Genomic DNA, 25,717 nt, shown 5'->3' with positions numbered 1-25,717 from the left:
ATATTGATGATGCAGTTATCTGAATTACTGTTGCCTTGGAGTGAGTTAACTCAAACTGTGGCAATTTCATCCATGACATTGGACAGTCGCAAAGTCTCACCGGGTTGTTTATTTGTAGCAATTAAAGGTCATGCCGTTGATGGCCGACAATTTATCCCTACTGCTATTGAGCAAGGGGCATCAGCAGTTGTAGCTCAAAGTGATGAGAACAATAAGCAAGGTAGCATTAAACTTATTCATTTGGTTCCCGTTGTTTATATTGACCAATTAGCCGAAAAATTGAGTGAAATAGCAGGACGGTTTTACCGCGCAGAACAAAGAACAATGCAGTTAGTTGGTATTACAGGTACTAATGGTAAAACAACCATTTCACAGATTATTGCACAGTGGGCAACGTTACTTGATACTCCCGCAGGCGTGATGGGAACCACGGGCAATGGTTTACTGACAGATTTAAAACCTGCATTAAATACCACAGGTAGTCCAATTGAGATCCAGCAAACACTTAGTGAATTAGAAAGTGTCGGTGCAAAACTTACCGCTCTGGAAATCTCATCTCATGGGCTTGTTCAAAATAGAGTAAATGCCTTATCGTTTGATGCTGCAGTATTTACCAATTTAAGCCGTGATCACCTTGATTATCACGGTGATATGGAAAATTATGCTGAAGCGAAAAAATTGTTATTTACGTCACATCAACCAACGCATTCAATTATTAATGCGGATGATGCCGTTGGTTGTGCATGGTTAAAAGAGATGCCTCATGCTGTGAGTGTCTCTTTAAATCAAGAAAGCGTATCTTTTCATGCAGGTAAAAAAGTATTTGCCACATCAGTTACTTATTCTACCGAAGGGATCCAATTGTCACTATCTTCTGATTGGGGAGATACTGCATTGTCAGTACCTTTGATTGGGGCATTCAATGCGAGTAATATTCTTGTCGCTTTCGCCACACTTCTTTCTCTTGGTTACGATATTAAAAAGTTAGCTGAAGCTGCACCAAAGCTAACAGCAGTTATTGGTCGAATGGAGCTTTTTAGTTCAGAAAGTAAAGCAAAAGTTGTTGTCGATTATGCTCATACCCCCGATGCTCTAGAGAAAGCACTTCAAGCATTGCGAGTACATTGTGATGGAAAATTATGGTGTATTTTTGGTTGTGGTGGAGATAGAGATACAGGTAAGCGTCCAATGATGGCTAGCATTGCTGAGCACCAAGCTGATGTGATCATTTTAAGTGATGATAATCCTCGCTCTGAAGACCCAACAATTATTACCAAAGATATGCTCTCTGGGTTAAAAGAGCCTAAATCTGCTTATGTGATTCATGATCGTTTTGAAGCGTGTCAATTTGCTTTATCTCAAGCAGATAAGAAAGATATTATTTTGCTTGCAGGTAAGGGGCATGAAGACTATCAAGTACTTGCAAATAAAACGATTCATTACTCTGATCGTGAAAGTGCGCAAAAATTATTAGGATTATTATCATGATAGCTATGACATTAAGCCAGATTGCCGTCGTTTGTGATGGGCGAATTATTGGTGCAGATTGCCAAATATCGTCCGTTTCTACGGATAGCCGAAATATAGATAGTGAAGGACTTTTTGTTGCCTTAATCGGTGAGCGATTTGATGCTCATAACTTTGTTGTGACAGCTCAAGAACAAGGAGCCGTTGCTTTACTTGTTTCTCGTAAAGTTGAATGCTCTCTTCCTCAGATAATTGTTCAAGATACTCAAAAGGCGTTAGGGTTAATTGCTCAAAATATCCATCAACAGTGCGATACATTGACTTTTGCCTTAACGGGAAGTTGCGGAAAAACGACAGTAAAAGAGATGCTTGCTTCAATATTACAAACCTCTGGTAACGTCTTAGCGACCGCGGGTAACTTTAATAATGAAATTGGTGTGCCATTGACATTATTACGCTCTCAACCAAGTGATGACTTTGCGGTTATTGAATTGGGAGCGAATCATCAACATGAAATTGCGTACACCACTCGTTTAGCTCGTCCAAATGTAGCGTTAGTCAATAATGTTGCAGCAGCACATTTGGAAGGTTTTGGTTCACTAGAAGGTGTTGCTAAAGCCAAAGGTGAAATCTTTGAAGGATTGCAAGAAAACGGTACGGCTATTTACAATTTAGATAGTAATGGTCTACCTAAGTGGTCTGAATTATTTGATGGGAAAAAAGTGTTATCGTTTTCGATGACCGATACCAGTGCAGATTTTTATGCATCAAATATTGAGGTTAATTCCATTGGTGAGCCAAGCTTTCAATTGCATACCCCTATCGGCAGTACTTTAGTTTCTTTGTCTATTATTGGTAAGCATAATATAGCCAATGCAGTAGCGGCTTCTGCTTTATCGTTACAAGCAAATATATCATTAGATGACATTCAACAAGGGCTCCAACGATTAGGAAATGTGAAAGGTCGCGTAGCGGTTGAGACATTAGCTTCGGGATTAAAAGTGATCGATGACACTTACAATGCCAGTGTTCCAGCAGTAAAAGCGGCAATTGATTTGTTAGGGGCTTTTTCTGCTCAGAGGTGGCTTGTTTTAGGTAATATGGCAGAGCTTGGCGAAGAAAGTCTTGCACTTCACCGTGAAGTTGGTGAATATGCTGCCCCATATCAATTTGAGCAAGTACTTACTTTTGGCGATGATACGCGAGTGATTAGTGAACTATGTAATGGTCATCATTTCTCTACTCGGGATACGCTAAATGAATATTTACAGCAAGAATTACAATTAATTAAAAATAATGAGGTCACCGTGTTAATAAAAGGTGCCAATAGTTCACGTATGAGCGAAGTGGTTTCTGCTCTTAAGGAGTGTCAGTAATGATCATCTGGTTATCAAACTTTCTAGAGCAATATTTTCCGTTTTTTCGTTTATTTGAATACCTTAGCTTTCGAGCTATTCTAAGTATTATCACAGCCCTATCAATTTCATTATGGATGGGACCAAAGCTAATTCGATGGTTACAGAACCTACAAATTGGTCAAGTAGTACGTGATGATGGCCCTGAGTCTCATTTTAGTAAACGTGGTACACCAACGATGGGCGGTATCATGATCTTAACCGCGATCACGGTGACAGTATTCTTATGGGCTGATTTAACTAATCCTTATGTCTGGGCGGTTATCTTCGTCTTACTTGGCTATGGTGCGGTTGGTTTTGTTGATGATTACCGAAAAGTTGTTCGTAAAAATAGCGATGGACTTATTGCCCGTTGGAAATATTTTTGGCAGTCAGCTATTGCATTAGTTGTTGCTTTTGCTTTGTATGCTTATGGTAAAGATACAGCGGCAACCCAACTTGTAGTTCCGTTCTTCAAAGATGTAATGCCTCAGCTTGGTTTGACTTATATCCTTTTAACTTACTTTGTTATTGTTGGTACAAGTAACGCGGTAAACCTGACTGATGGCTTAGATGGTTTAGCTATTATGCCAACAGTATTTGTGGCAGGCGGGTTTGCTTTTATTGCATGGGCTACGGGTAATGTACAGTTTGCGAATTACTTACATATTCCACATATTCCACAAGCAAGTGAATTGGTTGTTGTTTGTGCCGCAATCGTTGGTGCTGGCTTTGGTTTCCTATGGTTTAACACTTACCCAGCACAAGTATTTATGGGCGATGTAGGTTCATTAGCACTAGGTGGTGCATTAGGTACAATAGCTGTTCTTGTTCGTCAAGAGTTCTTGTTAGTTATCATGGGTGGGGTATTCGTTGTTGAAACCTTATCGGTAATCTTACAGGTTGGTTCGTACAAGTTACGTGGTCAACGTATTTTCCGTATGGCACCAATCCATCACCATTATGAGTTGAAAGGGTGGCCAGAACCGCGTGTTATTGTACGTTTCTGGATTATCTCTATGTTATTGGTTCTGATTGCATTAGCGACATTGAAGGTACGTTAATATGACTGGCTTTGGTGGTGTTAAAAATGTTGTCGTTGTTGGCTTAGGTATGACAGGTTTATCTGTTGTGAAGCACTTACTTAGACAATCAGAAGCGTTAATAGTAAAAGTTATTGATACTCGTGAAACACCGCCAGGCCAAGAAAAATTGCCTGAACAGGTTGAGCTACATGCCGGTGGTTGGCAGCAAGCGTGGCTTTTAGAAGCAGATCTTATTGTAACCAACCCAGGTATTGCTCTTGCTTCTCCTCAATTGCAGCCAGCGATTAAAAAAGGTACGCCAGTTGTTGGTGATATCGAACTTTTCGCTTGGGCTGTAACTGCTCCTGTAATAGCAATTACTGGGTCTAATGGTAAGAGCACAGTAACGGACTTAACTGGTGAAATGGCGAATGCCGCCGGTGTTAAAACTGCTGTAGGTGGCAACATTGGTTTTGCTGCACTGGATCTTTTAGAGCAAGACGCTGATCTTTATGTGCTTGAGTTATCAAGTTTCCAACTCGAAACGACCTCGTCACTAAAACTAAAAGCAGCTGCATTCTTAAATCTATCTGAAGACCATATGGATAGATATCAAGGAATGGCCGATTATCGTCAAGCTAAGTTACGTATTTTTGATCACGCAGAAGTGTGTATCGTGAATCGTGATGACAGAGCTACCTATCCAGAAGCAGAAGATAAAACCGTGAAAAGCTTTGGTTTTAATCAAGGTGATTATGGTTGTATCGAATTAAATCAAGCTCATTATTTAGCAAAAGGTTCAACCGAAATTCTTGCAACAGATGAATTAGGCTTAGTGGGTAAACACAATATAGCGAATAGCTTAGTTGCGATTGCTTTATTGGATGCGGTTGGAATTAATCTTGATTTAACCCTAGAAACATTAAGAACTTACAATGGATTGACACACAGGTGTCAAGTTGTCGTTGATAATCATGACATTCGTTGGGTCAATGACTCCAAAGCAACCAATGTGGCAAGTACATTGGCCGCATTGTCTGGTTTGAAAATTGATGGAAAATTACATCTGTTGGTCGGTGGTGTTGGTAAAGGCGCTGATTTCTCAGAGCTAGCGCCAGCATTAAAAGCATTAAATGTAATGATGTATTGCTTTGGTGAAGATGGAAATCAATTTATTCCGTTAGATCCTCGTTCTTGTTTATGTAAAACAATGGATGAAGCAATTGACACTCTGTTCCCTACGTTAAGCGCTGGTGACATGGTGATGTTATCTCCAGCATGTGCGAGTTTTGATCAGTACACAAATTTCATGGCTAGAGGTGATGCTTTCACTCAACTAGCAAAACAGTATTCAGCTGAGAGTTAATTTTGATAATTGATCGTATTAAACAATGGACGTTCCCTGTTCAAGAGTGGTGCTTAACCCCGTCACCTAAAGTGATGTTTGATCGTCAGTTGATTTGGATCGCTCTTGGTTTAATGCTAACCGGTTTAGTCATGGTTGGCTCAGCTTCCTTTCCTATTAGTACGCGATTAACTGACCAGCCTTTTCACTTTATGCTTCGTCATATGTTGTTTGTTTGCTTAGCTTTAGGGGCATCTTCAGTCGTTCTACGGATTAAATTGGATGACTGGTTAAAATACAGTAGCCATCTGTTGCTTATTTCTATTTTATTATTAGCAGCTGTTTTAGTTGTAGGGAAATCAGTAAATGGTGCTGCTCGTTGGCTTCCATTAGGGATTTTTAACTTGCAGCCAGCAGAAGTTGCAAAACTGTCCTTATTTGTTTTTATTTCTGGTTATCTCGTTCGTCGTCATGGTGAAGTACGAGAGAGCTTTAAAGGCTTTGTTAAACCTCTTTTTGTTCTTATTACTCTAGCGTTTTTTCTATTGATGCAACCTGATTTAGGAACAACCATCGTAATGTTTGTTACTACTATTGGTATGCTGTTTATCGCAGGAGCTAAGTTATGGCAGTTTATTGCGTTAGTAGTTAGTGGTGTTTCTTTAGTTATTGTTCTTATTATTGCAGAACCTTATCGTATGCGTCGTGTTACTTCCTTTTTAGACCCATGGCAAGATCCGTTTGGCAGTGGTTATCAGCTCACTCAATCGCTAATGGCATTTGGTCGAGGTAGTTGGTTTGGGGAAGGGCTTGGTAATTCGATTCAAAAATTAGAATATTTACCAGAAGCTCATACCGATTTTGTATTTGCAGTAGTAGCAGAAGAGTTAGGTTTTGTTGGTGTTTCTTTAATTCTAATTCTTATTTTTTCTTTAGTATTAAAAGCACTTTTTATTGGGCGCACGTGCCTGCAGCATGATCAACGTTTTGGTGGTTTTCTTGCGTTTGGTATTGGTATTTGGTTTGCGTTTCAAACATTAGTTAATGTCGGTGCTGCAGCTGGTATTGTACCAACCAAAGGATTAACGTTACCATTGATCAGTTATGGTGGCTCCAGTTTAATTATTATGTCAGTTGCGGTGTCACTGCTTATTCGTATCGATCATGAATGTCGTGTCTTTTTAGAAAACGAGCCACCACGGAGCGAAAATGAAGAACAAAAATAAACGTTTATTAGTGATGGCTGGTGGTACTGGCGGTCATGTATTTCCCGGATTAGCAGTAGCAAAACAACTACAAAGTGAAGGATGGGACATTCGTTGGTTAGGTACAGAAGATAGAATGGAAGCAGATTTAGTACCAAAGCATGGTATTGAAATCGATTTTATCAAAGTAAAAGGTTTACGTGGCCAAGGCTTCAAAAAGCTACTTGCGGCACCATTTCAAATATTAGGTGCGATTTCACAAGCAAAGAAACATATCCAAGCTTGGCAGCCTGATGTCGTATTAGGTATGGGAGGATACGTAAGTGGTCCCGGTGGTATTGCGGCTTGGTTATCTGGCATTCCTGTTGTATTGCATGAACAAAATGCAGTCGCAGGTTTAACTAATCAATGGTTATCTAAAATTGCTAAACGTGTATTTCAAGCATTTCCGGGGGCTTTTCCAAATGCAGACGTTGTTGGCAATCCAGTAAGGGAAGATGTATGTCAATTACCTCATCCAAGCGAACGATTTGCTGAACGTAGCGGTCCTATCCGTGTATTAATCATGGGAGGTAGTCCAAGGTGCCCGTATTCTTAATACGACGTTGCCAGAAGCATTACCGAAACTGAATCACTCTGTTGAAATTTGGCATCAAGCAGGTAAAGGCAATCAAGAAACGGTTCATCAAGCATATTGTGATAATGGAATTACAGACGCGAACGTAACAGAGTTTATTGATGATGTTGCAGCAGCTTATGCATGGGCTGATTTATTGGTTTGTCGTTCAGGCGCATTAACGGTATCTGAAGTTTCAGCAGCTGGTGTTGGCTCTGTATTTATTCCTTTTATGCACAAAGACCGTCAGCAAGCATTAAATGCTGATCACCTTGTACAGTGTGATGCAGCAAAAATGATTGAACAACAAGACTTAACAGTTCAAGGTTTGGTTGATGTATTGAACGGCTTAGAACGAAAAGAATTATTAGAAATGGCATCTAATGCACGTAAATCTGCAATTACTGACGCTGATGTACGAGTTGCCAATGCGATTAAAGACCTAGCAAAATAAAAGAATTGAGATTTAGAATGATAAAAGATCAAAAATTGCAATTAGCGCAAATTCGAACCATGATCCCTGAAATGCGTCGTGTAGAGTGTATTCATTTTGTAGGTATTGGCGGCGCAGGAATGAGTGGTATTGCTGAAGTCCTCTTAAACGAAGGTTATCATATTAGTGGATCTGACTTAGCTGAAAATGCAGTCACGATTCGTTTAGCTCAAAAAGGGGCTAACATCTTTTTTGGTCATCAAGAAAGTAACGTTGAAAAAGCAAGCGTTGTTGTTGTATCGACTGCTATTGACCCAACAAACCCGGAGATTGTAGCAGCGAAAGAAAATCGTATCCCTGTGATTCGTCGTGCTGAAATGTTAGCAGAATTGATGCGCTACCGTCATGGCATTGCGGTTGCCGGTACACATGGTAAAACAACAACAACAGCTTTAACTACGCAAATTTACTCAGAAGCAGGATTAGATCCAACGTTTGTAAATGGTGGTCTGGTTAAAAATGCAGGCACTAATGCTCGTTTAGGCTCAAGTCGTGTTCTTATCGCTGAAGCCGATGAGAGTGATGCGTCATTTTTACACCTTCAGCCAATGGTAAGTATTGTTACTAATATTGAAGCTGATCATATGGATACTTATGGCGGCGATTTTGAAGTATTAAAGCAAACGTTTATTGATTTTCTTCATAACTTACCATTTTATGGTCAAGCGGTTATGTGCATTGATGATGATGTAGTTAGAGAATTATTACCTCGAGTGAGCCGCCAGGTTATTACGTATGGTTTTGCAGAAGATGCAGATGTTCGCTTAATTAACTATCGTCAAGTGGCTCAACAAAGCTTCTTTACAGTACAGAGAAAAGATCGTACTGATTTAGATATTATTCTTAATATCCCCGGAAAACACAACGCTTTGAATGCAACAGCTGCGATAGCAGTAGCAACAGAAGAGGACGTTGAGGATGAAGCAATTCTATCCGCTCTTTTGAATTTTGAAGGCGCAGGTCGTCGTTTTTGACCAATTAGGTGAATTTGAAACCGGTAATGGTTCTGCAATGTTGGTGGATGATTATGGACATCATCCAACAGAAGTCGATGTAACAATAAAAGCAGCCCGTGCAGGTTGGAGCGATAAGCGTTTAGTTATGATTTTCCAACCTCATCGTTATAGTAGAACTCGTGATTTATATGATGACTTTGCGAATGTACTGGATAATGTAGATGTACTTATCATGCTTGATGTGTACTCTGCGGGTGAAACCCCAATTGTAGGTGCCGATGGACGAGCATTATGCCGAACTATTCGTGGTCGAGGTAAAATTGATCCTATCTTTGTACCAAATATTGAAGCACTACCTCCTGTTTTGGCTAATGTCATTCAAGAAGGTGATTTAGTTCTTACTCAAGGTGCAGGTGATATTGGAAAACTCGCAAAACAATTAGCTTCAATGAAATTAAATATTGAAACAATGAAAGAGTTTACGTAATTCTTGCTTAATTTAGTTAGAACGCCTAATAAAAAAGCGAATAATAAGATAGAATCTTTATTCTATTAATAATATTCTGTTAAAAGGTTAGATAGAGGGAGTTTCCCTCTCTAATTATTCGATAAATTAATTTTTGACGTCATACGATGGATGTTTTTATATAATCTCAAGTCACTGTAGCGTTATTTGAAAATGTTATGGTAGGACTAATATGATTGAGACTACCAAAATGAGTGGTTTATTTTATAATAAAAATATAAAGAAGCATTTACCTGGTATCTGTTTTCTTTCTTTAGTAGCAATGTTTTCATTATGGCTAGTTATTTCAACAGTAAGTTGGATGACAGATGAAGAAAGATTGCCTTTATCTCATATGATCATTCAAGGACAGTTAAAGCACATTACTGCCGATGATATTCGTGAAGCGATAGATTCGATGGATTCCATTGGAACCTTCATGACTCAGGACGTAAATAAGCTGCAAAATGCATTATTGTCATTACCGTGGATAGCTCAAGTCTCTGTTCGAAAGCAGTGGCCTGAGACAATTAAAGTTTTTGTGGTAGAGCATCAACCTGAAGCGACTTGGAATAATCGTGTGATAGTAAATCCAGAAGGTGTAGTTTTTAATGCACCAATGAGTGATTTACTAGAATCTAAACCAGCGTTATTTGGACCTGAGTCTAACAGTAAAGATGTGTTGGCTTTTTGGCATCAATTACAAAAACAATTTTCACCATTAAATATGGGTGTTCATAGTGTTGCTTTAACAGAACGTTTATCTTGGCAAGTTGTTTTAGATAACGGCATTCGGTTAGAATTAGGCCGTGATGCTCGAGAAGAGCGAGTCGAGCGTTTTATTGCTTTATATAAGCAGTTAGAAAAACAAATGAATTCGATAGATTATATAGATCTTCGTTATGATACAGGTGCCGCTGTTGGGTGGAAGTCTGAAGAAATAGCAGAAGATAAAGAAGAGAATTAACATGAGCAAAACGCCAGAAGGCAGTATTATTGTTGGTTTAGATATTGGCACAAACAAAATATCCGTCTTAGTCGGAGAAATATTACCTGATGGGCAAGTAAGTGTAATTGGCTCTGGCTCGTGCACCTCTCGTGGTATGGATAAAGGTGGTGTTAACGATCTAGAATCAGTGGTTAAATCTGTTCAAAGAGCGATTGACCAAGCTGAGCTTATGGCTGAGTGCACAATAACCTCCGTCTTTATTTCTCTATCAGGTCGACATATAGCGAGCCAAATAGAGAAAGGTATGGGCTCTATTTCGGAAGAAGAAGTGACTCAAGATGATATGGATAGTGTGATTCACACTGCAAAATCAGTTAAAATTGGTGATGAGCAGCGTACGTTACATGTTATTCCTCAAGAGTTCTCTATTGATGTGCAAAAAGGCATTCGAAACCCGATAGGCTTATCAGGAATGAGAATGGAAGTAAGTGTTCATTTAATTACTTGTCATAATGATATGGCGCGTAATATCGTAAAAGCGGTAGAGCGTTGTGGTTTAAAAGTTGAGCATGTTATATTCTCTGGTCTTGCATCAAGTAATGCAGTTATTACAGAAGATGAGCGAGATCTTGGTGTTTGTGTCGTTGATATCGGTGCTGGTACCATGGATATTGCAATTTGGACTGATGGCTCATTACGTCATGCTGAGGTACTTCCTTACGCTGGTAATGCTGTAACAAGTGATATTGCTTACGCTTTTGGTACGCCATTTAACGATGCCGAGAAATTAAAAGTAAAATACGGTTGTGCTATCAGTGAGCATATTAATCGTGATGAAACGGTTAATGTACCAAGTGTTGGTGGTCGACCATCAAGAAGTTTACAGCGAAGAATGCTAGCAGAAGTTATCGAACCAAGGTATTCTGAGCTGCTAGGTCTTGTGAACCAGCGTATTCTTGCTATCCAAGATAAATTACGCGCTGAAGGAACAAAGCACCATCTTGCTGCTGGTATTGTCTTAACTGGTGGCGGATCACAAATTGAAGGTTTGGTAGACTGCGCAGAGCACGTTTTCCAAACTCAGGTTAGAATAGGCCAACCTTTAGAGGTTACAGGCTTAACAGATTACGTAAAAGAGCCTTATCAAGCAACAGCGGTAGGCCTTTTGCATTACGGTAAAGAAAGTCAATTACATGACGATGAAGATTATGTGCCAAGTAAGCGCCAATCTTTCACAACCGTAGTAAAGAAATTTAAAAATTGGATACTAAAAGAGTTTTAACCTGAAGCGAACAGGAAGAAACGGAGAGAACAGATGTTTGAGCCGATGATGGAAATGTCCGACGACGCAGTAATTAAAGTTGTTGGTGTAGGTGGCGGTGGCGGTAATGCTATCGAGCACATGGTACGTGAGTCAATTGAAGGTGTTGAATTCATCAGTGTGAATACTGATGCTCAAGCACTTCGTAAGACCAATGTAAAGACAGTTATTCAGATTGGTGGAGACATCACAAAAGGCTTGGGAGCAGGTGCAAACCCACAAGTTGGTCGTGATGCAGCTCTAGAAGATCGTGAAGCGCTTAAAGAAGTATTAGCTGGTGCCGATATGGTATTTATAGCAGCTGGTATGGGTGGTGGTACCGGAACTGGTGCTGCACCAATTATTGCAGAAGTAGCAAAAGAATTAAATATTCTAACGGTTGCAGTAGTAACAAAGCCATTCAGTTTTGAAGGTCGTAAACGTCTTGCTTTTGCAGAGCAAGGTATTGAAGAGTTATCTAAACATGTTGACTCATTAATTACGATTCCAAACGAGAAACTTTTAAAAGTACTTGGCCGTGGTATTACGTTATTAGAAGCATTTGCAAAAGCCAATGATGTTCTTCGTAATGCGGTTCAAGGTATTGCTGAGTTGATTACTCGCCCAGGTATGATCAACGTCGATTTCGCCGATGTTCGTACAGTAATGTCTGAAATGGGACATGCAATGATGGGTAGCGGTATCGCAGTAGGTGAAGAAAGAGCAGAACAAGCAGCCGAAGAAGCAATTTCAAGTCCATTACTTGAAGATATCGATCTTGCTGGTGCTCGTGGTGTTCTGGTTAACATTACAGCTGGTCTTGATATGCGTCTTGATGAGTTCGAAACTGTAGGTAATACCGTGAAGGCATTTGCATCAGATAATGCAACTGTGGTTATTGGTACTTCGCTTGACCCTGATATGACAGATGAAATTCGTGTAACGGTTGTTGCTACGGGTATCGGAACTGAGAAAAAACCAGAAATCACATTAGTAACAAATAAAACGGCTGCGCCAATTGCACAACCGACACCTCAAGTGAAGCCAAAGATTGAAACGCCGGCAGAACCTGTGGTAGAAAAATCGGCACAAAATGTGCAAGTGACTAAACCTGTACCGCAACAACCTGCACCATCTACATCGCCAGCGGCGGGGGTTCAGAATGCAGGTACAGCACAAACGAAACCAGATCAGAAGGAAGATTATTTAGATATTCCTGCGTTTTTACGACGTCAAGCTGATTAATTAACCACTTAGCGATTTGGTTTTATAGAAAATTATGTGCTACTATGCCAAACCAATTTTTGGATTGGTTTGATATTGAGCATATTTAAAGTTGGGATGAGCATATGATCAGACAACGTACACTGAAAAGTATTGTGACAATGACAGGGGTGGGTTTACATTCCGGTCGTAAAGTGACACTTACTCTTCGTCCAGCAGCGTCAAATACAGGTGTAATTTATCGTCGTACAGACCTTAATCCACCAGTAGATTTCCCTGCGGATCCAGAGTCAGTTCGCGACACAATGTTATGTACAGCGTTAGTTAATGATGAAGGCGTACGTATCTCAACGGTTGAACACTTGAATGCTGCATTAGCGGGCATGGGCATTGATAACGTTGTTATTGAAGTTGATGCACCTGAAATTCCAATTATGGATGGCAGTGCAAGTCCTTTTATCTATCTGTTACAGTCTGCTGGGATTGAAGAGCTTAATACCGCGAAGAAATTCATTCGTATTAAGAAACCTGTTCGCATTGAAGATGGTGATAAATGGGCGGAAATTCGTCCTCATAACGGTTTCCGTTTAGATTTCACTATTGACTTTAATCACCCTGCAATTGATTCAGATGATCAAAAATTAGTGTTTGATTTTTCAAGCCAGTCGTTTATCAAAGATATCTCACGTGCTCGTACTTTTGGGTTCATGCGTGATATTGAGTACTTACAATCGCAAAACCTATGTTTAGGCGGTAGCTTTGATTGTGCCATAGTACTGGATGATTACCGCATTCTAAATGAAGACGGTCTGCGTTTTGATAATGAATTTGTAACGCATAAAGTACTTGATGCTGTTGGTGACCTCTATATGTGTGGTCATAGTATTCTTGGTGAGTTAAGCGCTTATAAATCAGGTCATGCATTAAATAATCAGTTACTGCGTGCTGTTCTTGCTGATCAAGAAGCATGGGAGTGGACAACCATTGAGGATGAACAAGAGTCTCCTGTTGCATTTATGCAACCAGGAATGGTACTTGCGTAATACATCATCAAATTAAAAAGCCAAGCTTATTTGCTTGGCTTTTTTATGCCTATCATATTCTTACTTCTTACTTCTTACTTCTTATTTGCTAATGCAGCGAGGCTTTCTAAACGTTTTTTTAATTTTGGTGACGCTGTTTCGGCAACCATCTCTAAAGCACTTGCAGCAGCAGCAGATAGCTCTCGCTTTGTTTGTTTTTCTGTTTTGTATACTTCAGGCTTCTCACCTACAAAAGATCGAGCAAGATCTGGGTTTATCTTTATTTCCAAGTTAGATAAGCCGGGTAGTCCATGACGACGAAAGGTTGATAAAATACTAATCCTTTCATAATTAATTCGTGTTGCCCATACGCTACTTGATACCTCGATCACTAAAGATCCTTGGCGATAGTTTGCCACACGGCAATGATCTTCACAGCCAACAGGTAGCGTTTCTTTTAGTACATGTGACAACTTTGATAAAATAATCGCTTTTTCTTGAAGATCTTTAAAGCGTGTATTATTAAAAAAGTCGTTTGCAGGTTGTGGTCTATGGTCTCGCATAGTTAGTCAGTCTCACAAAAATAGGGCGATTTAATCGATTTTTTTGTTAGAAAAAGTGATAAATGCCAATTAGATCTGAATTTTTCAGAATTGAAATCAAACTCTATGGATTTAGCTTAGGATTGATTTACATAATCGCTTATACTTTTCATTATTACTTATGATGACCAGCAACACAATAATCAGAGTAGGCCTTGAAAAATCAAAGTCGCATCCCCATAAGGTAAGTATATAAAGAAGTATTTTTCTTAGAGTCAATTCTCTAGGCGATTGATTCAAATTTCAGAATGAACGATCAGAAATGATCAAGAGATAAGAGAAGCAACGGAATCATGTTTTCTAAAATTCTAACAAAAGTTATCGGTAGTCGTAATGATCGAACATTACGCAAGCTACGTAAAATCGTAGATCAAATTAATAAACTTGAACCGCAATTCGAATCATTACAAGACGAAGAATTAAAAGCGAAAACAATCGAGTTCCGTACGCGTTTAGAGCAAGGTGAAGATTTAGATAATCTATTGCCAGAAGCATTTGCAACGGTACGCGAAGCGTCGAAGCGTTTGTATGGTATGCGCCACTTTGACGTTCAAATGATTGGTGGTATGGTTCTGAATGATAGCCAAATCGCAGAGATGCGTACTGGTGAAGGTAAAACACTAACAGCAACCCTACCATGTTATTTAAATGCATTAACAGGTAAAGGCGTTCACGTAGTAACTGTGAATGATTATCTTGCAAAGCGTGATGCAGAAACCAACCGTGAATTATTTGAGTTTTTAGGCATGACTGTTGGTATCAACGTACCAAACATGCCACCTCAAGAGAAAAAACAAGCGTATTTATGCGATATTTTATATGGCACAAACAATGAGTTTGGTTTTGACTACTTGCGTGACAACATGGCTTTCCGTGCTGAAGACCGTGTTCAACGTGAACGATACTTTGCAGTCAATCGATGAAGTGGATTCAATCTTAATCGATGAAGCTCGTACTCCTCTTATCATTTCTGGGCCTGCTGAAGATAGCTCTGAATTGTATACCCGTATTAATACCTTGATCCCTCAACTTGTAAAACAAGATGAAGAAGACAGCGAAGAGTACCGTGGTGAAGGCCATTACACACTAGATGAAAAAGGGAAACAGACTCACCTGACTGAAAATGGCCAAGAGTTTGTTGAACAACTTTTAAAAGATGAAGGCTTAATGGAAGCGGATGATACTTTGTATTCACCAGCTAATATTAGTTTACTTCATCATATTAATGCAGCACTACGTGCGCATGTGTTATTTGAAAAAGACGTAGATTATATTGTAAAAGACGATGAAGTTATTATTGTTGATGAACATACAGGTCGTACAATGCCTGGTCGTCGTTGGTCTGAAGGTTTACACCAAGCTGTTGAAGCAAAAGAAGGTGTTAAAATTCAGAATGAAAACCAAACATTAGCATCAATCACTTTCCAAAACTTCTTCCGTCTATACGACAAACTGTCAGGTATGACAGGTACTGCTGATACAGAAGCATTTGAATTCCAATCTATTTATGGTCTTGATACGGTAGTAATTCCAACTAACCGTCCAATGACTCGTAATGATATGGGTGATTTGGTTTATATGACAGAAGCTGAGAAATTTGCAGCTATCATTGAAGATATTAAAGGTTGTTCAGAACGTGGCCAGCCAGTACTTGTTGGTACGGTTTCAATTGAAAAATCAGAATTGCTTTCAAGTGCATTGAAAAAAGCAAAAATTAAGCACAATGTTCTTAATGCTAAATTCCATGAGAAAGAAGCAGACATCGTTGCTAATGCTGGTACAGCAAGTGCGGTAACTATTGCTACAAACATGGCTGGTCGTGGTACGGATATCGTACTTGGCGGTAGCTGGCAGGCAGAGGTTGCTAAATTAAATGAGCCTACTGATGCACAGATCTACGAGATTAAAGAAAATTGGAAAGGAGCTCATGATGCTATTCTAGCTTCTGGCGGTCTACATATCATTGGTACAGAGCGTCATGAATCTCGCCGTATTGATAACCAACTACGTGGTCGTGCTGGTCGTCAAGGTGATGCAGGTTCTTCTCGCTTCTACTTATCAATGGAAGATGCCCTAATGCGTATCTTTGCTTCAGATCGTGTATCTAACATGATGAAAAAGTTAGGTATGGAAGAAGGTGAAGCAATTGAACATCCATGGGTAACGAAAGCGATTGAGAATGCTCAACGTAAAGTTGAAGGGCGTAACTTTGATATTCGTAAGCAGTTGCTTGAATACGATGATGTAGCGAATGACCAACGTAAAGTGGTTTATGAACTACGTGATGAACTAATGAATGTTGATGATATCAGCGATATGATTGCTCATAACCGTCAAGATGTTCTTGAAGGATTGTTTGGCCAATATATTCCAGCACAGTCTTTAGAAGAAATGTGGGATGTTGAAGGGTTAACGAACGCGTTTACGTGCAGATTTTGATGTAGAGATCCCTATTCAAGAATGGCTAGACAGTGATGATAAACTTCATGAAGATAACTTACGTGAAAAAATCATTGAAACAGCAATTCAAGTTTACAAAGACAAAGAAGAATCTGTTGGTGAGTCAGTTCTTCGTAACTTTGAAAAAGCAGTTATGCTACAGACACTTGATGGTTTGTGGAAAGAGCATCTAGCAGCGATGGATCATCTTCGTCAGGGTATCCATCTGCGTGGTTATGCGCAGAAGAACCCGAAACAGGAATACAAGCGTGAATCGTTTGAGCTGTTTGAAGGTTTACTTGATACATTAAAATTTGATGTAGTTTCAATCCTAAGTAAAGTACGTGTACAGCAACAAGAAGATGTTGAACGTATGGAAGAGCAACGTCGCCAGCAAGCAGAAGAAGCCGCTCGTCGTCAGCAGCTACAACATCAAAATGCTGAAAACCAGTTGGATGATGGTGAAACATCTGAAGAAGGTCATACACCAATGGTGCGTGATGAGCGCAAAGTAGGTCGTAATGAGCCTTGTCCATGTGGCTCAGGTAAGAAATATAAGCAGTGTCACGGTAAAATCTAGTTGATATACACTGTTGATTCATAATCGAAAGCCGCTATTGTTAGCGGCTTTTTTATAGGTATAGCATTGATATAAAGGCCATAAATGAAACGATTGCATATAGTTGCTGCTATTATTTTAAACGCAGATAAGAGCCAAATATTTATTACGAAGCGTCCAGATAAAGCACACAAAGGTGGTTTTTGGGAATTCCCTGGTGGGAAGGTAGAAAAAGAAGAAAGCGCAGAGCAAGCGTTAATCAGAGAGTTATATGAAGAGGTTGGCATTGAATCTACAGAGTTAGCCATTTTTGAATCGTTAAATTATGACTACCCTGATAAATCGCTCTATTTTGATTTTTTCACTGTGACTCAGTTTGCAGGCGAACCTTATGGAAAGGAAGGGCAACAAGGATTATGGGTTCCTATTTTAGAACTCTCTGCTTATGAGTTCCCTGAAGCAAATGTACCTATTTTAAATAAAGTACTTGAATGCTTTAGTTAGTTTGATTCTATGTCCTATTCCAATAAAAAAGCGATCATTTATGATCGCTTTTTTATTGGAATAGATAATATGGTATTAATATTGATCTTCAGACCAACCATCAGAGTCCGACATATCAGGAGCTCCAGGAATTGATTTTTCTTCATCAGCCCATTCACCAAAATCAATCATTTGGCATTTTTTACTGCAAAATGGTCGAAATTGGCTTTCTTGATTCCAAATAACAGAATTTTTACAAGTTGGACATTTTACCGTAGTTGACTCGATAGTATTTGGTGTTGGCATATATTCCTCAGCAGACAGCGAGTGAAAATTCAATATCTTTCTCGCAGTTCTTATTTGTTTCAAAGGAGATAAAGCGTAACGCAAAACGACTTTTATGCCCAGAGATCATTGGATAAACTCCATATTCCAATTGGAATTTCAAGGCGCAATAAATTAGAATTTTCCATCTCACTTTGCATAAATCCCTTACGGGCAATCTGTGGTTTAAGGCGTGCAGTTTCTCTTGTTAATCGTAACCAAAGCGAGAGGGCGTCAGAAAGAGGAAGTAGTTGAGACATCCAATTATGTGTATTTTTACATCTAACTTCCAAAGGAAGATGTAACCAGTAATGCAATGCTGGAAGATCAAAACAACAATCGCCTCCTGGAATAAAAAAACGTTGCTTGAGAGCAGAAAGAAAACGGTCCTCTTTTAAAGAGTGACCTGGACGAGTGGTTTTCATTAGGTTCTGATGAACTTGACTAATTTGCTCTAAAATAGAAAGTAATGCTTGTTGATCAACATCTTCAATATCCATCCAAGCTCGATATTGTAAGCGAAGCTTTTCTAGATCCTTGCCTAAATCGGCTTTTACTTGGACCTGTTCTAAGATGTCTAGCATATTAAAAAGAGAGCTAAAGAATACTTGGTACTCAAATGGTCTTGTTAAATCAGCAGAATGTCCTAACTTACGAAATAGAGATTCTATTCGTAAATAAATTCGAGTCCTTTCATTTAAAGGGTGTTCAAATTTTTGCAGGCCTGCTCCATTCATAGTCGTTTTTAATTCTCTTTATTTATAGAAGGCTGAGACAATAACAGATATTTATCATGTAGAAGAGCTATTTCACTATTCAAGTCACAAAATTGTTGGTCATTTCTTATGACATCATCAGCAATTGCTAATCGTTGTTCTCGTGATGCTTGTGAAGCAAGAATCGCTTTTACTTGTTTAATAGTTACTTTATCACGATTAACTGTTCGATTAATTTGAGTTTGCTCCAGAACATCAACAACAAGCGTACGGTTCGCTAAATATTGTAACTGATTTTCAACTAAGAGAGGAGCAACAAGCAATACATAGTCAGAGGTTGCTAAAGAAAGCTGATGCTGCATCTCCTCTCTTATTAAAGGATGAAGCAAATTATTAAGCCACTCTTTCTCATTTGGTTGAGAAAAAATACGCTGTCGCAGTTCACTTCTATTTAAATATCCATTTTCTAATAGAATTGAGGGGCCAAAATGATTAATTATTTTTTGTAGTCCAATGCTGTTTGGTTCTACGACTTCACGAGCAACAATATCGGCATCAACAATATCAATACGATGATTTTTCTGAAAAGTATCCGCGATCGTTGTTTTCCCGCTGCCAATTCCACCTGTGATAGCTACAACATAACTCATAATGGTAAGCCTAAAATTTCAGAGAAGTACCATTGACCAATTTTCTCTCCCCATAGCAAACAAATCCAACCTGCGATGGCCAAGTAAGGGCCAAAAGGAATTGCTTTATCAAGTCCCTTTTTCTGCGATTTTAACATAATGATACCAATAATCGCGCCTACAATAGAGGATACAAGAACGACTAAAGGAAGTTGTTGCCAACCAAGCCAAGCCCCAATAGCTGCTAATAGTTTAAAGTCACCATAGCCCATACCTTCTTTACCTGTCAGCAGTTTAAAACCCCAGTAAATAGACCATAAAATGAGATAACCAGCCATTGCACCAATAACTGAATCAATTAAGCTCACTGAGCTCCAACCAACTAAAGCTAAATATAATCCTGACCATAATAGCGGAAGCGTTATTTGGTCGGGAAGAAGCATTGTGTCAATATCGATAAAAGTTAGCGCAATAAGCACTAAAGTAAATAAGACAGCGGCAATGGCAAAATACGAAAATGGCAGCAAGTACGATACAGTAAAACACATAGCTCCAGAAAGCAGTTCGATTGCAGGATATCTAAAGCTGATTGGGGTACTGCATTGGCGGCATTTTCCTTTTAATAGTAGCCAACTAATAACAGGAATGTTGTCATAGAATTTGATTTGAGTATTGCATTTTGGGCAACGAGACCGAGGAACACTTAAATTAAATACTTCCTCATTTGTTGATTTCTTTGATGCTTTTGACTCTGGGTTTAAATCTGGAAAGCATTCAATACACTCTTTTTTCCATTCTTTTTCCATCATGATTGGCAGTCGATAAATAACGACATTAAGAAAGCTGCCAATAAGTAAACCAAACAAAGTAGCAAAAAGGGGAAAAAGCCAAGGGTAGTAATCAAAAGCAGCCATGTAGAAGACGTCCAGTATTGATGTCAGAATAATTAGTAAATGGTATCAGAAATCTAAATATATCACTCTTTATATTCGTAATTTATCCAATAACACTCATTAAATTAAATATAGGAAGATACATAGATACGACTAACCCGCCGATAAGAGTCCCTAAAAAAACAATGATAAATGGTTCTAAGATTTTACCTAAATTATCAACGGTATTATCAACTTCTTCTTCATAGATATAAGCGACTTTGTTCAGCATATCATCAAGATTACCAGATTCTTCACCAATCATAATCATTTGCAACACCATTTCAGGAAAGGTTTGAGTTTGACGCATTGCTAAATAAAGAGGCATGCCAGCAGCGGTATTTTGTTGTACTGAAAGAATGGCTTCTTGGTAGTATAAATTACCTGCGGTTTTACTGGTCGTTTGTAAGCTGTGTAAAATAGGTAACCCTGAACTAAAGCTTGTTGCTAACGTTCGGCTAAATTTAGCAATAGCAGCTTTAGATAAAACGGTACCTATAATGGGAATATTAAGACTGTGTTTACTTATAGCTAGCCGAACCTTATACGATTTTTTTCTGAGTGCTCCAAAAAGAAAAGAGGATGAGGTGATAATTAAAAGTATATAAAGTCCATTTGCTTGTAGCGCATGAGATAGATTGATGACTTGTTGAGTAAACCATGGTAATTCAGCCCCAAATCCTTTAAAGATACTTTCAAACTCAGGTATTACAAAAGTTAGCATCAATACGGTGACGGTGATTGCAACCAAGGTAACCATGATTGGGTAAATCATCGCTTTAATTACCTTAGCTCGTAATGCATCACTCTTTTCTCTATATTCAGCTAGTCGTGCAAGCGCTTGTGCTAAATACCCAGTTTCTTCCCCAGTGGCAACTAAATCAACATAAAATGAATCAAAATGAGAGCAGCTGGTGGCAAGTGCTTTAGAAAGAGGTGTGCCAGCTTCAATAGACAAGCAAATGTAGTTAAGAATAGATTTCATTTCTGCTTTGACATTGTTTTCTGCAATCAAGCGAAGTGCTTGAATGATAGGAACACCAGCGGAAAGCATTGTGGCTAATTGACGAGTAAAAAGAGTGATATCTTTACGTTTAACTATATGTCTCATTTTTTCAAAACCAGAGAGACCACGCTTTTTAATTTTCTTTATGTGAATGTGTTGGTCGGTTAACTTTTTTCTTACTTCAATTTCATTCAGTGCAAATAATTTTCCTGATACTCTTTTTCCCGTGTTATTAATACCACGCCAATGAAAGCTTTTTAAGCCAAAATTTTTAACTTTGCTTTGTAGTTTAAACATAATGCTACTCATTGATTAAAGCTAAAGGAATAAGACTCGATTTAATTCCTGTAAACTGGTTGTTCCGTCTTCTAATCGTTTAATACCAGAAGTATTTAAGTTATCCATTCCTTGTTGAATGGCAAGTTGTTCTATTTGTCTTACGCTTGCCCCTTTTAAAACGGCAACAGAAAGCTCTCGAGTAAACGGCATTACTTCGTAAATCCCAATACGGCCAGTATAGCCATGAGTACATTCATTACACCCTGCTACATTTGCTTTAAAAATAGTGGCTAAAGGGTTAATGCCGTATTCATTTTGAATTTCAGGGCTAATGTTGTCTCTCTGTTTGCAGTACTTACACAATCGTCGTGCCAGTCGTTGAGCAATAATAAGGCTTAAAGAAGAGGCTAGATTAAAGTTTTCAACCCCCATGTTTCCTAAACGAACGACGGTTTCAGCGGCAGAATTAGTATGCAACGTTGAAAGTACTAAGTGACCTGTTTGTGCTGCTTTTACTGCAATTTCTGCCGTTTCAAGATCTCGGATTTCTCCAACCATGACGATGTCGGGATCTTGACGTAAAAAAGAGCGTAAAGCATGAGCAAAAGTAAACCCAATCTTTGAATTTACTTGTACTTGATTTACTCCATTAAGATTAATTTCAACTGGATCTTCTGCGGTAGAGATGTTTTTTTCTGTGGTATTTAAAATGTTCAAACCAGAGTAGAGAGAGACGGTTTTGCCACTGCCGGTTGGACCGGTCATTAATATCATCCCTTGAGGACGTTTTAATGCGTTAAGGTAAAGCTCTTTTTGTTTGCCACTGTAGCCTAATTTATCAATATCTAAGCTTGCAGCACTGCTGTCTAATAAACGTAAAACAATTTTTTCTCCCCATAGTGTTGGAAGAGAAGAGACTCGCATATCTATTGAGATCTCGCTATTGAGTTTGAGTTTAATACGACCATCTTGCGGTAGTCGGCGCTCAGAAATATCAAGCTTAGCCATGATCTTTAAACGAGCTGAAAGGCGACGACTTAGGTGAGAAGAAGGACTGCTATTTTGAACTAAAATACCATCACAACGAAAGCGAACACGGTAGGTCTCTTCGTAGGGTTCAAAGTGAATATCAGATACGCCTTTACGTACAGCTTCTAATAAAATTTGATTAATAAAGCGAGTAACAGGAGCGTCATCTTGGCTGAGATCTTCTGTTGATGCCATTTCGTCGAGTGAAACATCAACTAAAGAAGCGAGCTCATCTTGAGTAATGTCTTTACGAGGTGAAGAGCCTGAAGATGAAAGACCGCGACCATACATTCTTCTAATTGCAGCTTCAAGCTCGCCATGATCCGCTAAAACAAGACTGATCTGCTTTCCAGAGGTGAAGCGAAAATCATCTTCGACTTGAGCAATACTAGGATCGGATACCGCAAGACGAATAGTGAAGCCATCATTCGTCATTGGTAGTGCATTATGCTGAGTTATTAAATCGCGCAGCCCTAGCTTTTGGCAACAATCTGCATAATCAAACTGCTCAATATTTATATTATCTAAACCAAAAATTTGCGATAGGTGACTAATGAGTTGATCTGGTGTGAAAATAGACTCAGCCAAAAGCGCAGAAGGCACAGTGTGTGCCCCTGTTTGAACGTGTTTAACTATAGTGCTTTCTTGCGCCGAACTGATCAGTTCAGCTTGACGCAAGATAGAAGCTAGGTTGGTGTGCATTTATATTAGTTACAACCTTTAGGCTTTACATTGGCACTACCAGCGCTTGCAGCACAAGTCCAAGTGCCATTACCATCTCTATTTACTTGAATTGTCTCACCACTTGCAATACCACTAGTGAAAGTAACTACGATTGAACCTGCTGTGTTAGCTGCATTAGCAAAAGTAATACCACCATTAGAAAAAATAGAAGCACCTAAATCTGCCGGAGCCTGCCCTGCACCGCCGGTAGGGAAAGCCCCATTACTTGCGAGATAATCCTCTACATTTATTTTTAATGCACTTGCAGTAGCTAAGCCCGCACCTAACTCCCCTTTATGTACATAATCTTGATATTTAGGAATTGCTATTGCTGATAGAACACCAATTACGGCAACCACAATCATTAACTCAATTAAAGTAAAGCCTTTTTGTCCCTGACGTTTTTTCATTTTTATCTCCAGTATAAATCCGTATGATTTAATGTTTTATTTGATGTGCAAAATAATAAAACTAACAGAGGAAGGAAGGTAGAATGAAAGATATAGGACTCGAGTGGGTTGGCATTTTATTTTGTGGGTAAATGTAACTTACGAGATTAAATACGACGTACGTCAAATATTGTATTTTTTTCTTAAACGTGGCTCGCAATTCTTACTTTAGAAACAGTTGGTCTAGTGATATTTATCATATTGGAAATATGTGAACAGTATCAAAGACATCATGAGAGGTTTGTGTGCGGTTTAAATTAAAAGAGCCAATAATACATCAGCTCTTTTATTAGATGATGTGTTATCAAAGCTTATTTAAAACGCATTGATAAGTCCATTGCTGTTAAGTGCTTAGTGAGGGCACCAACAGAGATATAATCAACGCCAGTTTCAGCAAACTCTGCAATAGTATCTAAAGTGACATTGCCTGAATTTTCTAATGCAGCACGACCTGCATTTAGTTTCACCGCTTCGCGCATCATATCGGTAGTGAAGTTATCTAACATAATAATGTCAGCACCAGCGTCAATCGCTTGTTGTAACTCTTCTAGGCTTTCTGTTTCTACTTCAACTGGTTTTCCAGGGTTAAGCTCTTTTGCGGTAGAGATAGCTTTTTTAATGCCGCCACAAGCAATGATATGATTTTCTTTAATTAGATAAGCATCAAATACACCGATACGATGATTAAAGCCACCACCACAGGCTACTGCATATTTCAATGCGCTGCGTAGACCAGGGATTGTTTTACGAGTATCAAGCAAACGACATTTGGTGTGTGCAATTTTTTCAGCATAAATTGCTGTGATGGTAGAACAACCAGAGAGTGTTTGGATAAAGTTCATCGCATTGCGCTCACCGGTTAATAGTGTGCGTGATGGGCCTGTTAAGGTGCAAAGCGTTTGGTTTGGTTCTACTTTGTCACCATCTTCTACATGCCACTCGATAGCAACGGTTCCACCCAGTTGTTTAAAGACTTCATCGGCCCACATCTTTCCACAAAATACACCATGTTCACGCGTGATGATTGTTGCAACAGATTGAGTATCTTCAGCAATTAAGCTTGCTGTAATATCAGTACTTACATCTAATGTTCCACCTAAATCTTCACGTAGTGTATCTGAAACGGCACGAGTAATTTCTGTAGGAAGTTGTTGCTTTAAATATTCAAGACGAGAGGCGCTATCATGGGTTTTGATCATGGTGAGGTCCATTGAATTCTTTGAAATAAGTTTATGGCGACAATAATACTCGCGCTAGAGCAGAATTTCATCATAAGATACAAAGATTAGTTTAATTTGAACGGGAATAGATGATGAAATTCACTTTATCAACAGATCATTGGCTTAATGAAGCAAAGCATGTGGTATCACCATTTTATGATGATCGTCCGGATGATGAAGATATCTCTCTGCTTGTTGTTCATAATATCAGTTTACCACCAGGGCAGTTTGGTGGGCCTTATATCGAACAATTGTTTACGGGGACACTAAATCCAGCGGAACATCCATTCTTTAAGGTGATCCACCAATTTCGAGTATCGGCGCATTGCTTGATCCGACGAGATGGCTCAGTCGTGCAATTTGTTCCTTTTAGCGCAAGAGCTTGGCATGCTGGAGTATCATCATTTGCAGGACGCGCACGATGTAATGATTACAGTATTGGTATTGAGTTGGAAGGGACTGATTTTACTGCCTATACTCAAGAGCAATATGATAGCTTGGCGGTTGTAACAAACGTGCTACAAGATGCTTACCCATTGATTGTTGATAAGCGTATCACTGGTCATCAGTACATTGCGCCGTTAAGAAAGACAGATCCAGGTTTATCATTTTACTGGGAAAAATACCATAAATTAAGAGGTTAGCTTTAAAGGTGATATAACTGCATTTCTTAAATCTGGCACATTATTATTTAATTTAAATCACAATTGGTCAGACCAATTGTTTTTGGTATGTTTGTATATTGTTAATTAATAATATAGAGAGACTCTGTTCTATGATTCAAATCAACTTTTACCTAGACAAATTCCCTTTTTTAATGATAAAT

The 25,717-nt window shown here is 38.9% G+C and carries 19 protein-coding genes and 4 pseudogenes; 14 read left to right on the top strand and 9 right to left on the bottom strand.

The annotated features are described in order from the left end of the window. The first annotated feature begins 6 nt into the window (after positions 1-6). From murE to lpxC, 11 genes and pseudogenes are all read left to right on the top strand, one after another. The gene (murE, locus tag ACU5DF_RS16695) at positions 7-1,488 is read left to right on the top strand and encodes a UDP-N-acetylmuramoyl-L-alanyl-D-glutamate--2,6-diaminopimelate ligase (protein WP_446713610.1); all 1,482 of its coding nucleotides are present in this window, start codon (positions 7-9) and stop codon (positions 1,486-1,488) included. Beyond that, positions 1,485-2,843 carry a UDP-N-acetylmuramoyl-tripeptide--D-alanyl-D-alanine ligase gene (locus ACU5DF_RS16690; RefSeq protein ID WP_446713609.1) on the top strand — a complete coding sequence of 453 codons (1,359 nt, stop codon included), beginning with the start codon at positions 1,485-1,487 and terminating at the stop codon, positions 2,841-2,843. The genes murE and ACU5DF_RS16690 overlap by 4 nt, the downstream gene beginning before the upstream one ends. Then, the gene (gene mraY / locus ACU5DF_RS16685) at positions 2,843-3,925 is read left to right on the top strand and encodes a phospho-N-acetylmuramoyl-pentapeptide-transferase (RefSeq protein WP_446713608.1); all 1,083 of its coding nucleotides are present in this window, start codon (positions 2,843-2,845) and stop codon (positions 3,923-3,925) included. Before ACU5DF_RS16690 ends, mraY begins: the two co-directional genes overlap by 1 nt. A gap of 1 nt (position 3,926) precedes the next feature. Beyond that, positions 3,927-5,252: a UDP-N-acetylmuramoyl-L-alanine--D-glutamate ligase gene (gene murD, locus ACU5DF_RS16680; protein ID WP_446713607.1), complete on the top strand. Its 1,326-nt coding sequence runs from the start codon at positions 3,927-3,929 to the stop codon at positions 5,250-5,252. 2 nt (positions 5,253-5,254) lie between these two features. Then, positions 5,255-6,457, top strand: coding sequence for a cell division protein FtsW (gene ftsW / locus ACU5DF_RS16675; protein WP_446713606.1), 1,203 nt, complete (start codon positions 5,255-5,257; stop codon positions 6,455-6,457). Then, positions 6,441-7,506, top strand: a pseudogene (murG, locus tag ACU5DF_RS16670) (undecaprenyldiphospho-muramoylpentapeptide beta-N-acetylglucosaminyltransferase). The gene ftsW and the pseudogene murG overlap by 17 nt, the downstream one beginning before the upstream one ends. A 17-nt stretch (positions 7,507-7,523) precedes the next feature. After that, a pseudogene (gene murC / locus ACU5DF_RS16665) lies at positions 7,524-8,988 on the top strand (UDP-N-acetylmuramate--L-alanine ligase). Positions 8,989-9,199: 211 nt separating this feature from the next. Beyond that, positions 9,200-9,973, top strand: a complete 774-nt coding sequence (locus ACU5DF_RS16660) for a cell division protein FtsQ/DivIB (RefSeq protein WP_446713605.1) — start codon at positions 9,200-9,202, stop codon at positions 9,971-9,973. 1 nt (position 9,974) lies between these two features. Beyond that, entirely contained in the window at positions 9,975-11,237 is a 1,263-nt protein-coding gene (gene ftsA / locus ACU5DF_RS16655; RefSeq protein ID WP_045101196.1) for a cell division protein FtsA, read from the top strand. A gap of 33 nt (positions 11,238-11,270) precedes the next feature. Next, the gene (ftsZ, locus tag ACU5DF_RS16650) at positions 11,271-12,500 is read left to right on the top strand and encodes a cell division protein FtsZ (protein WP_045101197.1); all 1,230 of its coding nucleotides are present in this window, start codon (positions 11,271-11,273) and stop codon (positions 12,498-12,500) included. Between the two features lie 104 nt (positions 12,501-12,604). Next, positions 12,605-13,522: a UDP-3-O-acyl-N-acetylglucosamine deacetylase gene (gene lpxC / locus ACU5DF_RS16645; RefSeq protein WP_045101198.1), complete on the top strand. Its 918-nt coding sequence runs from the start codon at positions 12,605-12,607 to the stop codon at positions 13,520-13,522. Between the two features lie 74 nt (positions 13,523-13,596). Here lpxC and ACU5DF_RS16640 read toward each other — a convergent pair whose 3' ends face one another. Continuing rightward, on the bottom strand, positions 13,597-14,064 hold the full coding sequence (locus ACU5DF_RS16640) for a DUF721 domain-containing protein (RefSeq protein ID WP_446713604.1): 468 nt from the start codon (positions 14,062-14,064) through the stop codon (positions 13,597-13,599). Between the two features lie 332 nt (positions 14,065-14,396). On the opposite strand from ACU5DF_RS16640, the pseudogene secA reads away from it, so the two are divergent. Next, positions 14,397-17,122, top strand: a pseudogene (gene secA, locus ACU5DF_RS16635) (preprotein translocase subunit SecA). Between the two features lie 84 nt (positions 17,123-17,206). Further along, on the top strand, positions 17,207-17,605 hold the full coding sequence (gene mutT / locus ACU5DF_RS16630) for an 8-oxo-dGTP diphosphatase MutT (RefSeq protein ID WP_446713603.1): 399 nt from the start codon (positions 17,207-17,209) through the stop codon (positions 17,603-17,605). Between the two features lie 75 nt (positions 17,606-17,680). Here mutT and yacG read toward each other — a convergent pair whose 3' ends face one another. The 8 genes and pseudogenes from yacG to nadC all read right to left on the bottom strand — a co-directional run bounded on the left by yacG (position 17,681) and on the right by nadC (position 24,870). Beyond that, positions 17,681-17,890 carry a DNA gyrase inhibitor YacG gene (gene yacG, locus ACU5DF_RS16625; protein ID WP_446713602.1) on the bottom strand — a complete coding sequence of 70 codons (210 nt, stop codon included), beginning with the start codon at positions 17,888-17,890 and terminating at the stop codon, positions 17,681-17,683. A gap of 7 nt (positions 17,891-17,897) precedes the next feature. Further along, positions 17,898-18,645 (bottom strand): annotated as a pseudogene (zapD, locus tag ACU5DF_RS16620) (cell division protein ZapD). Between the two features lie 8 nt (positions 18,646-18,653). Then, positions 18,654-19,274 carry a dephospho-CoA kinase gene (gene coaE, locus ACU5DF_RS16615; protein WP_446713601.1) on the bottom strand — a complete coding sequence of 207 codons (621 nt, stop codon included), beginning with the start codon at positions 19,272-19,274 and terminating at the stop codon, positions 18,654-18,656. Beyond that, positions 19,271-20,167 (bottom strand): prepilin peptidase, encoded by an 897-nt coding sequence (locus tag ACU5DF_RS16610; protein WP_045101205.1) that lies wholly within the window; start codon positions 20,165-20,167, stop codon positions 19,271-19,273. The genes coaE and ACU5DF_RS16610 overlap by 4 nt, the downstream gene beginning before the upstream one ends. Positions 20,168-20,249: 82 nt before the next feature. Beyond that, on the bottom strand, positions 20,250-21,488 hold the full coding sequence (locus ACU5DF_RS16605) for a type II secretion system F family protein (RefSeq protein ID WP_446713600.1): 1,239 nt from the start codon (positions 21,486-21,488) through the stop codon (positions 20,250-20,252). 21 nt (positions 21,489-21,509) lie between these two features. Beyond that, entirely contained in the window at positions 21,510-23,201 is a 1,692-nt protein-coding gene (gene pilB, locus ACU5DF_RS16600) for a type IV-A pilus assembly ATPase PilB (protein WP_446713599.1), read from the bottom strand. 5 nt (positions 23,202-23,206) lie between these two features. Further along, positions 23,207-23,638: a pilin gene (locus tag ACU5DF_RS16595; RefSeq protein ID WP_446714264.1), complete on the bottom strand. Its 432-nt coding sequence runs from the start codon at positions 23,636-23,638 to the stop codon at positions 23,207-23,209. 344 nt (positions 23,639-23,982) lie between these two features. After that, entirely contained in the window at positions 23,983-24,870 is an 888-nt protein-coding gene (gene nadC / locus ACU5DF_RS16590) for a carboxylating nicotinate-nucleotide diphosphorylase (RefSeq protein ID WP_446713598.1), read from the bottom strand. Between the two features lie 113 nt (positions 24,871-24,983). Between nadC and ampD the strand changes: the two genes are divergently transcribed. Continuing rightward, positions 24,984-25,535 carry a 1,6-anhydro-N-acetylmuramyl-L-alanine amidase AmpD gene (gene ampD / locus ACU5DF_RS16585; RefSeq protein ID WP_045101209.1) on the top strand — a complete coding sequence of 184 codons (552 nt, stop codon included), beginning with the start codon at positions 24,984-24,986 and terminating at the stop codon, positions 25,533-25,535. Positions 25,536-25,717 lie beyond the last annotated feature (182 nt).

The sequence above is a fragment of the Aliivibrio wodanis genome, from assembly GCF_052920805.1.
Note: the sequence above shows the minus strand (reverse complement) of the source record. Positions and strands in the feature narration are given on the sequence as shown.

Excerpts from the sequence above, each read along its gene's own strand:
- ACU5DF_RS16610 (WP_045101205.1), bottom strand. The coding sequence starts at position 20,167 with ATGGCTGCTTTTGATTACTACCCTTGGCTTTTTCCCCTTTTTGCTACT.
- ACU5DF_RS16605 (WP_446713600.1), bottom strand. The coding sequence starts at position 21,488 with ATGTTTAAACTACAAAGCAAAGTTAAAAATTTTGGCTTAAAAAGCTTT.
- nadC (WP_446713598.1), bottom strand. The coding sequence starts at position 24,870 with ATGATCAAAACCCATGATAGCGCCTCTCGTCTTGAATATTTAAAGCAA.
- mutT (WP_446713603.1), top strand. The coding sequence starts at position 17,207 with ATGAAACGATTGCATATAGTTGCTGCTATTATTTTAAACGCAGATAAG.
- murE (WP_446713610.1), top strand. The coding sequence starts at position 7 with ATGATGCAGTTATCTGAATTACTGTTGCCTTGGAGTGAGTTAACTCAA.
- ACU5DF_RS16640 (WP_446713604.1), bottom strand. The coding sequence starts at position 14,064 with ATGCGAGACCATAGACCACAACCTGCAAACGACTTTTTTAATAATACA.
- ftsZ (WP_045101197.1), top strand. The coding sequence starts at position 11,271 with ATGTTTGAGCCGATGATGGAAATGTCCGACGACGCAGTAATTAAAGTT.
- ACU5DF_RS16690 (WP_446713609.1), top strand. The coding sequence starts at position 1,485 with ATGATAGCTATGACATTAAGCCAGATTGCCGTCGTTTGTGATGGGCGA.
- coaE (WP_446713601.1), bottom strand. The coding sequence starts at position 19,274 with ATGAGTTATGTTGTAGCTATCACAGGTGGAATTGGCAGCGGGAAAACA.
- pilB (WP_446713599.1), bottom strand. The coding sequence starts at position 23,201 with ATGCACACCAACCTAGCTTCTATCTTGCGTCAAGCTGAACTGATCAGT.
- lpxC (WP_045101198.1), top strand. The coding sequence starts at position 12,605 with ATGATCAGACAACGTACACTGAAAAGTATTGTGACAATGACAGGGGTG.
- ampD (WP_045101209.1), top strand. The coding sequence starts at position 24,984 with ATGAAATTCACTTTATCAACAGATCATTGGCTTAATGAAGCAAAGCAT.
- mraY (WP_446713608.1), top strand. The coding sequence starts at position 2,843 with ATGATCATCTGGTTATCAAACTTTCTAGAGCAATATTTTCCGTTTTTT.
- ftsA (WP_045101196.1), top strand. The coding sequence starts at position 9,975 with ATGAGCAAAACGCCAGAAGGCAGTATTATTGTTGGTTTAGATATTGGC.
- yacG (WP_446713602.1), bottom strand. The coding sequence starts at position 17,890 with ATGCCAACACCAAATACTATCGAGTCAACTACGGTAAAATGTCCAACT.
- ACU5DF_RS16660 (WP_446713605.1), top strand. The coding sequence starts at position 9,200 with ATGATTGAGACTACCAAAATGAGTGGTTTATTTTATAATAAAAATATA.
- murD (WP_446713607.1), top strand. The coding sequence starts at position 3,927 with ATGACTGGCTTTGGTGGTGTTAAAAATGTTGTCGTTGTTGGCTTAGGT.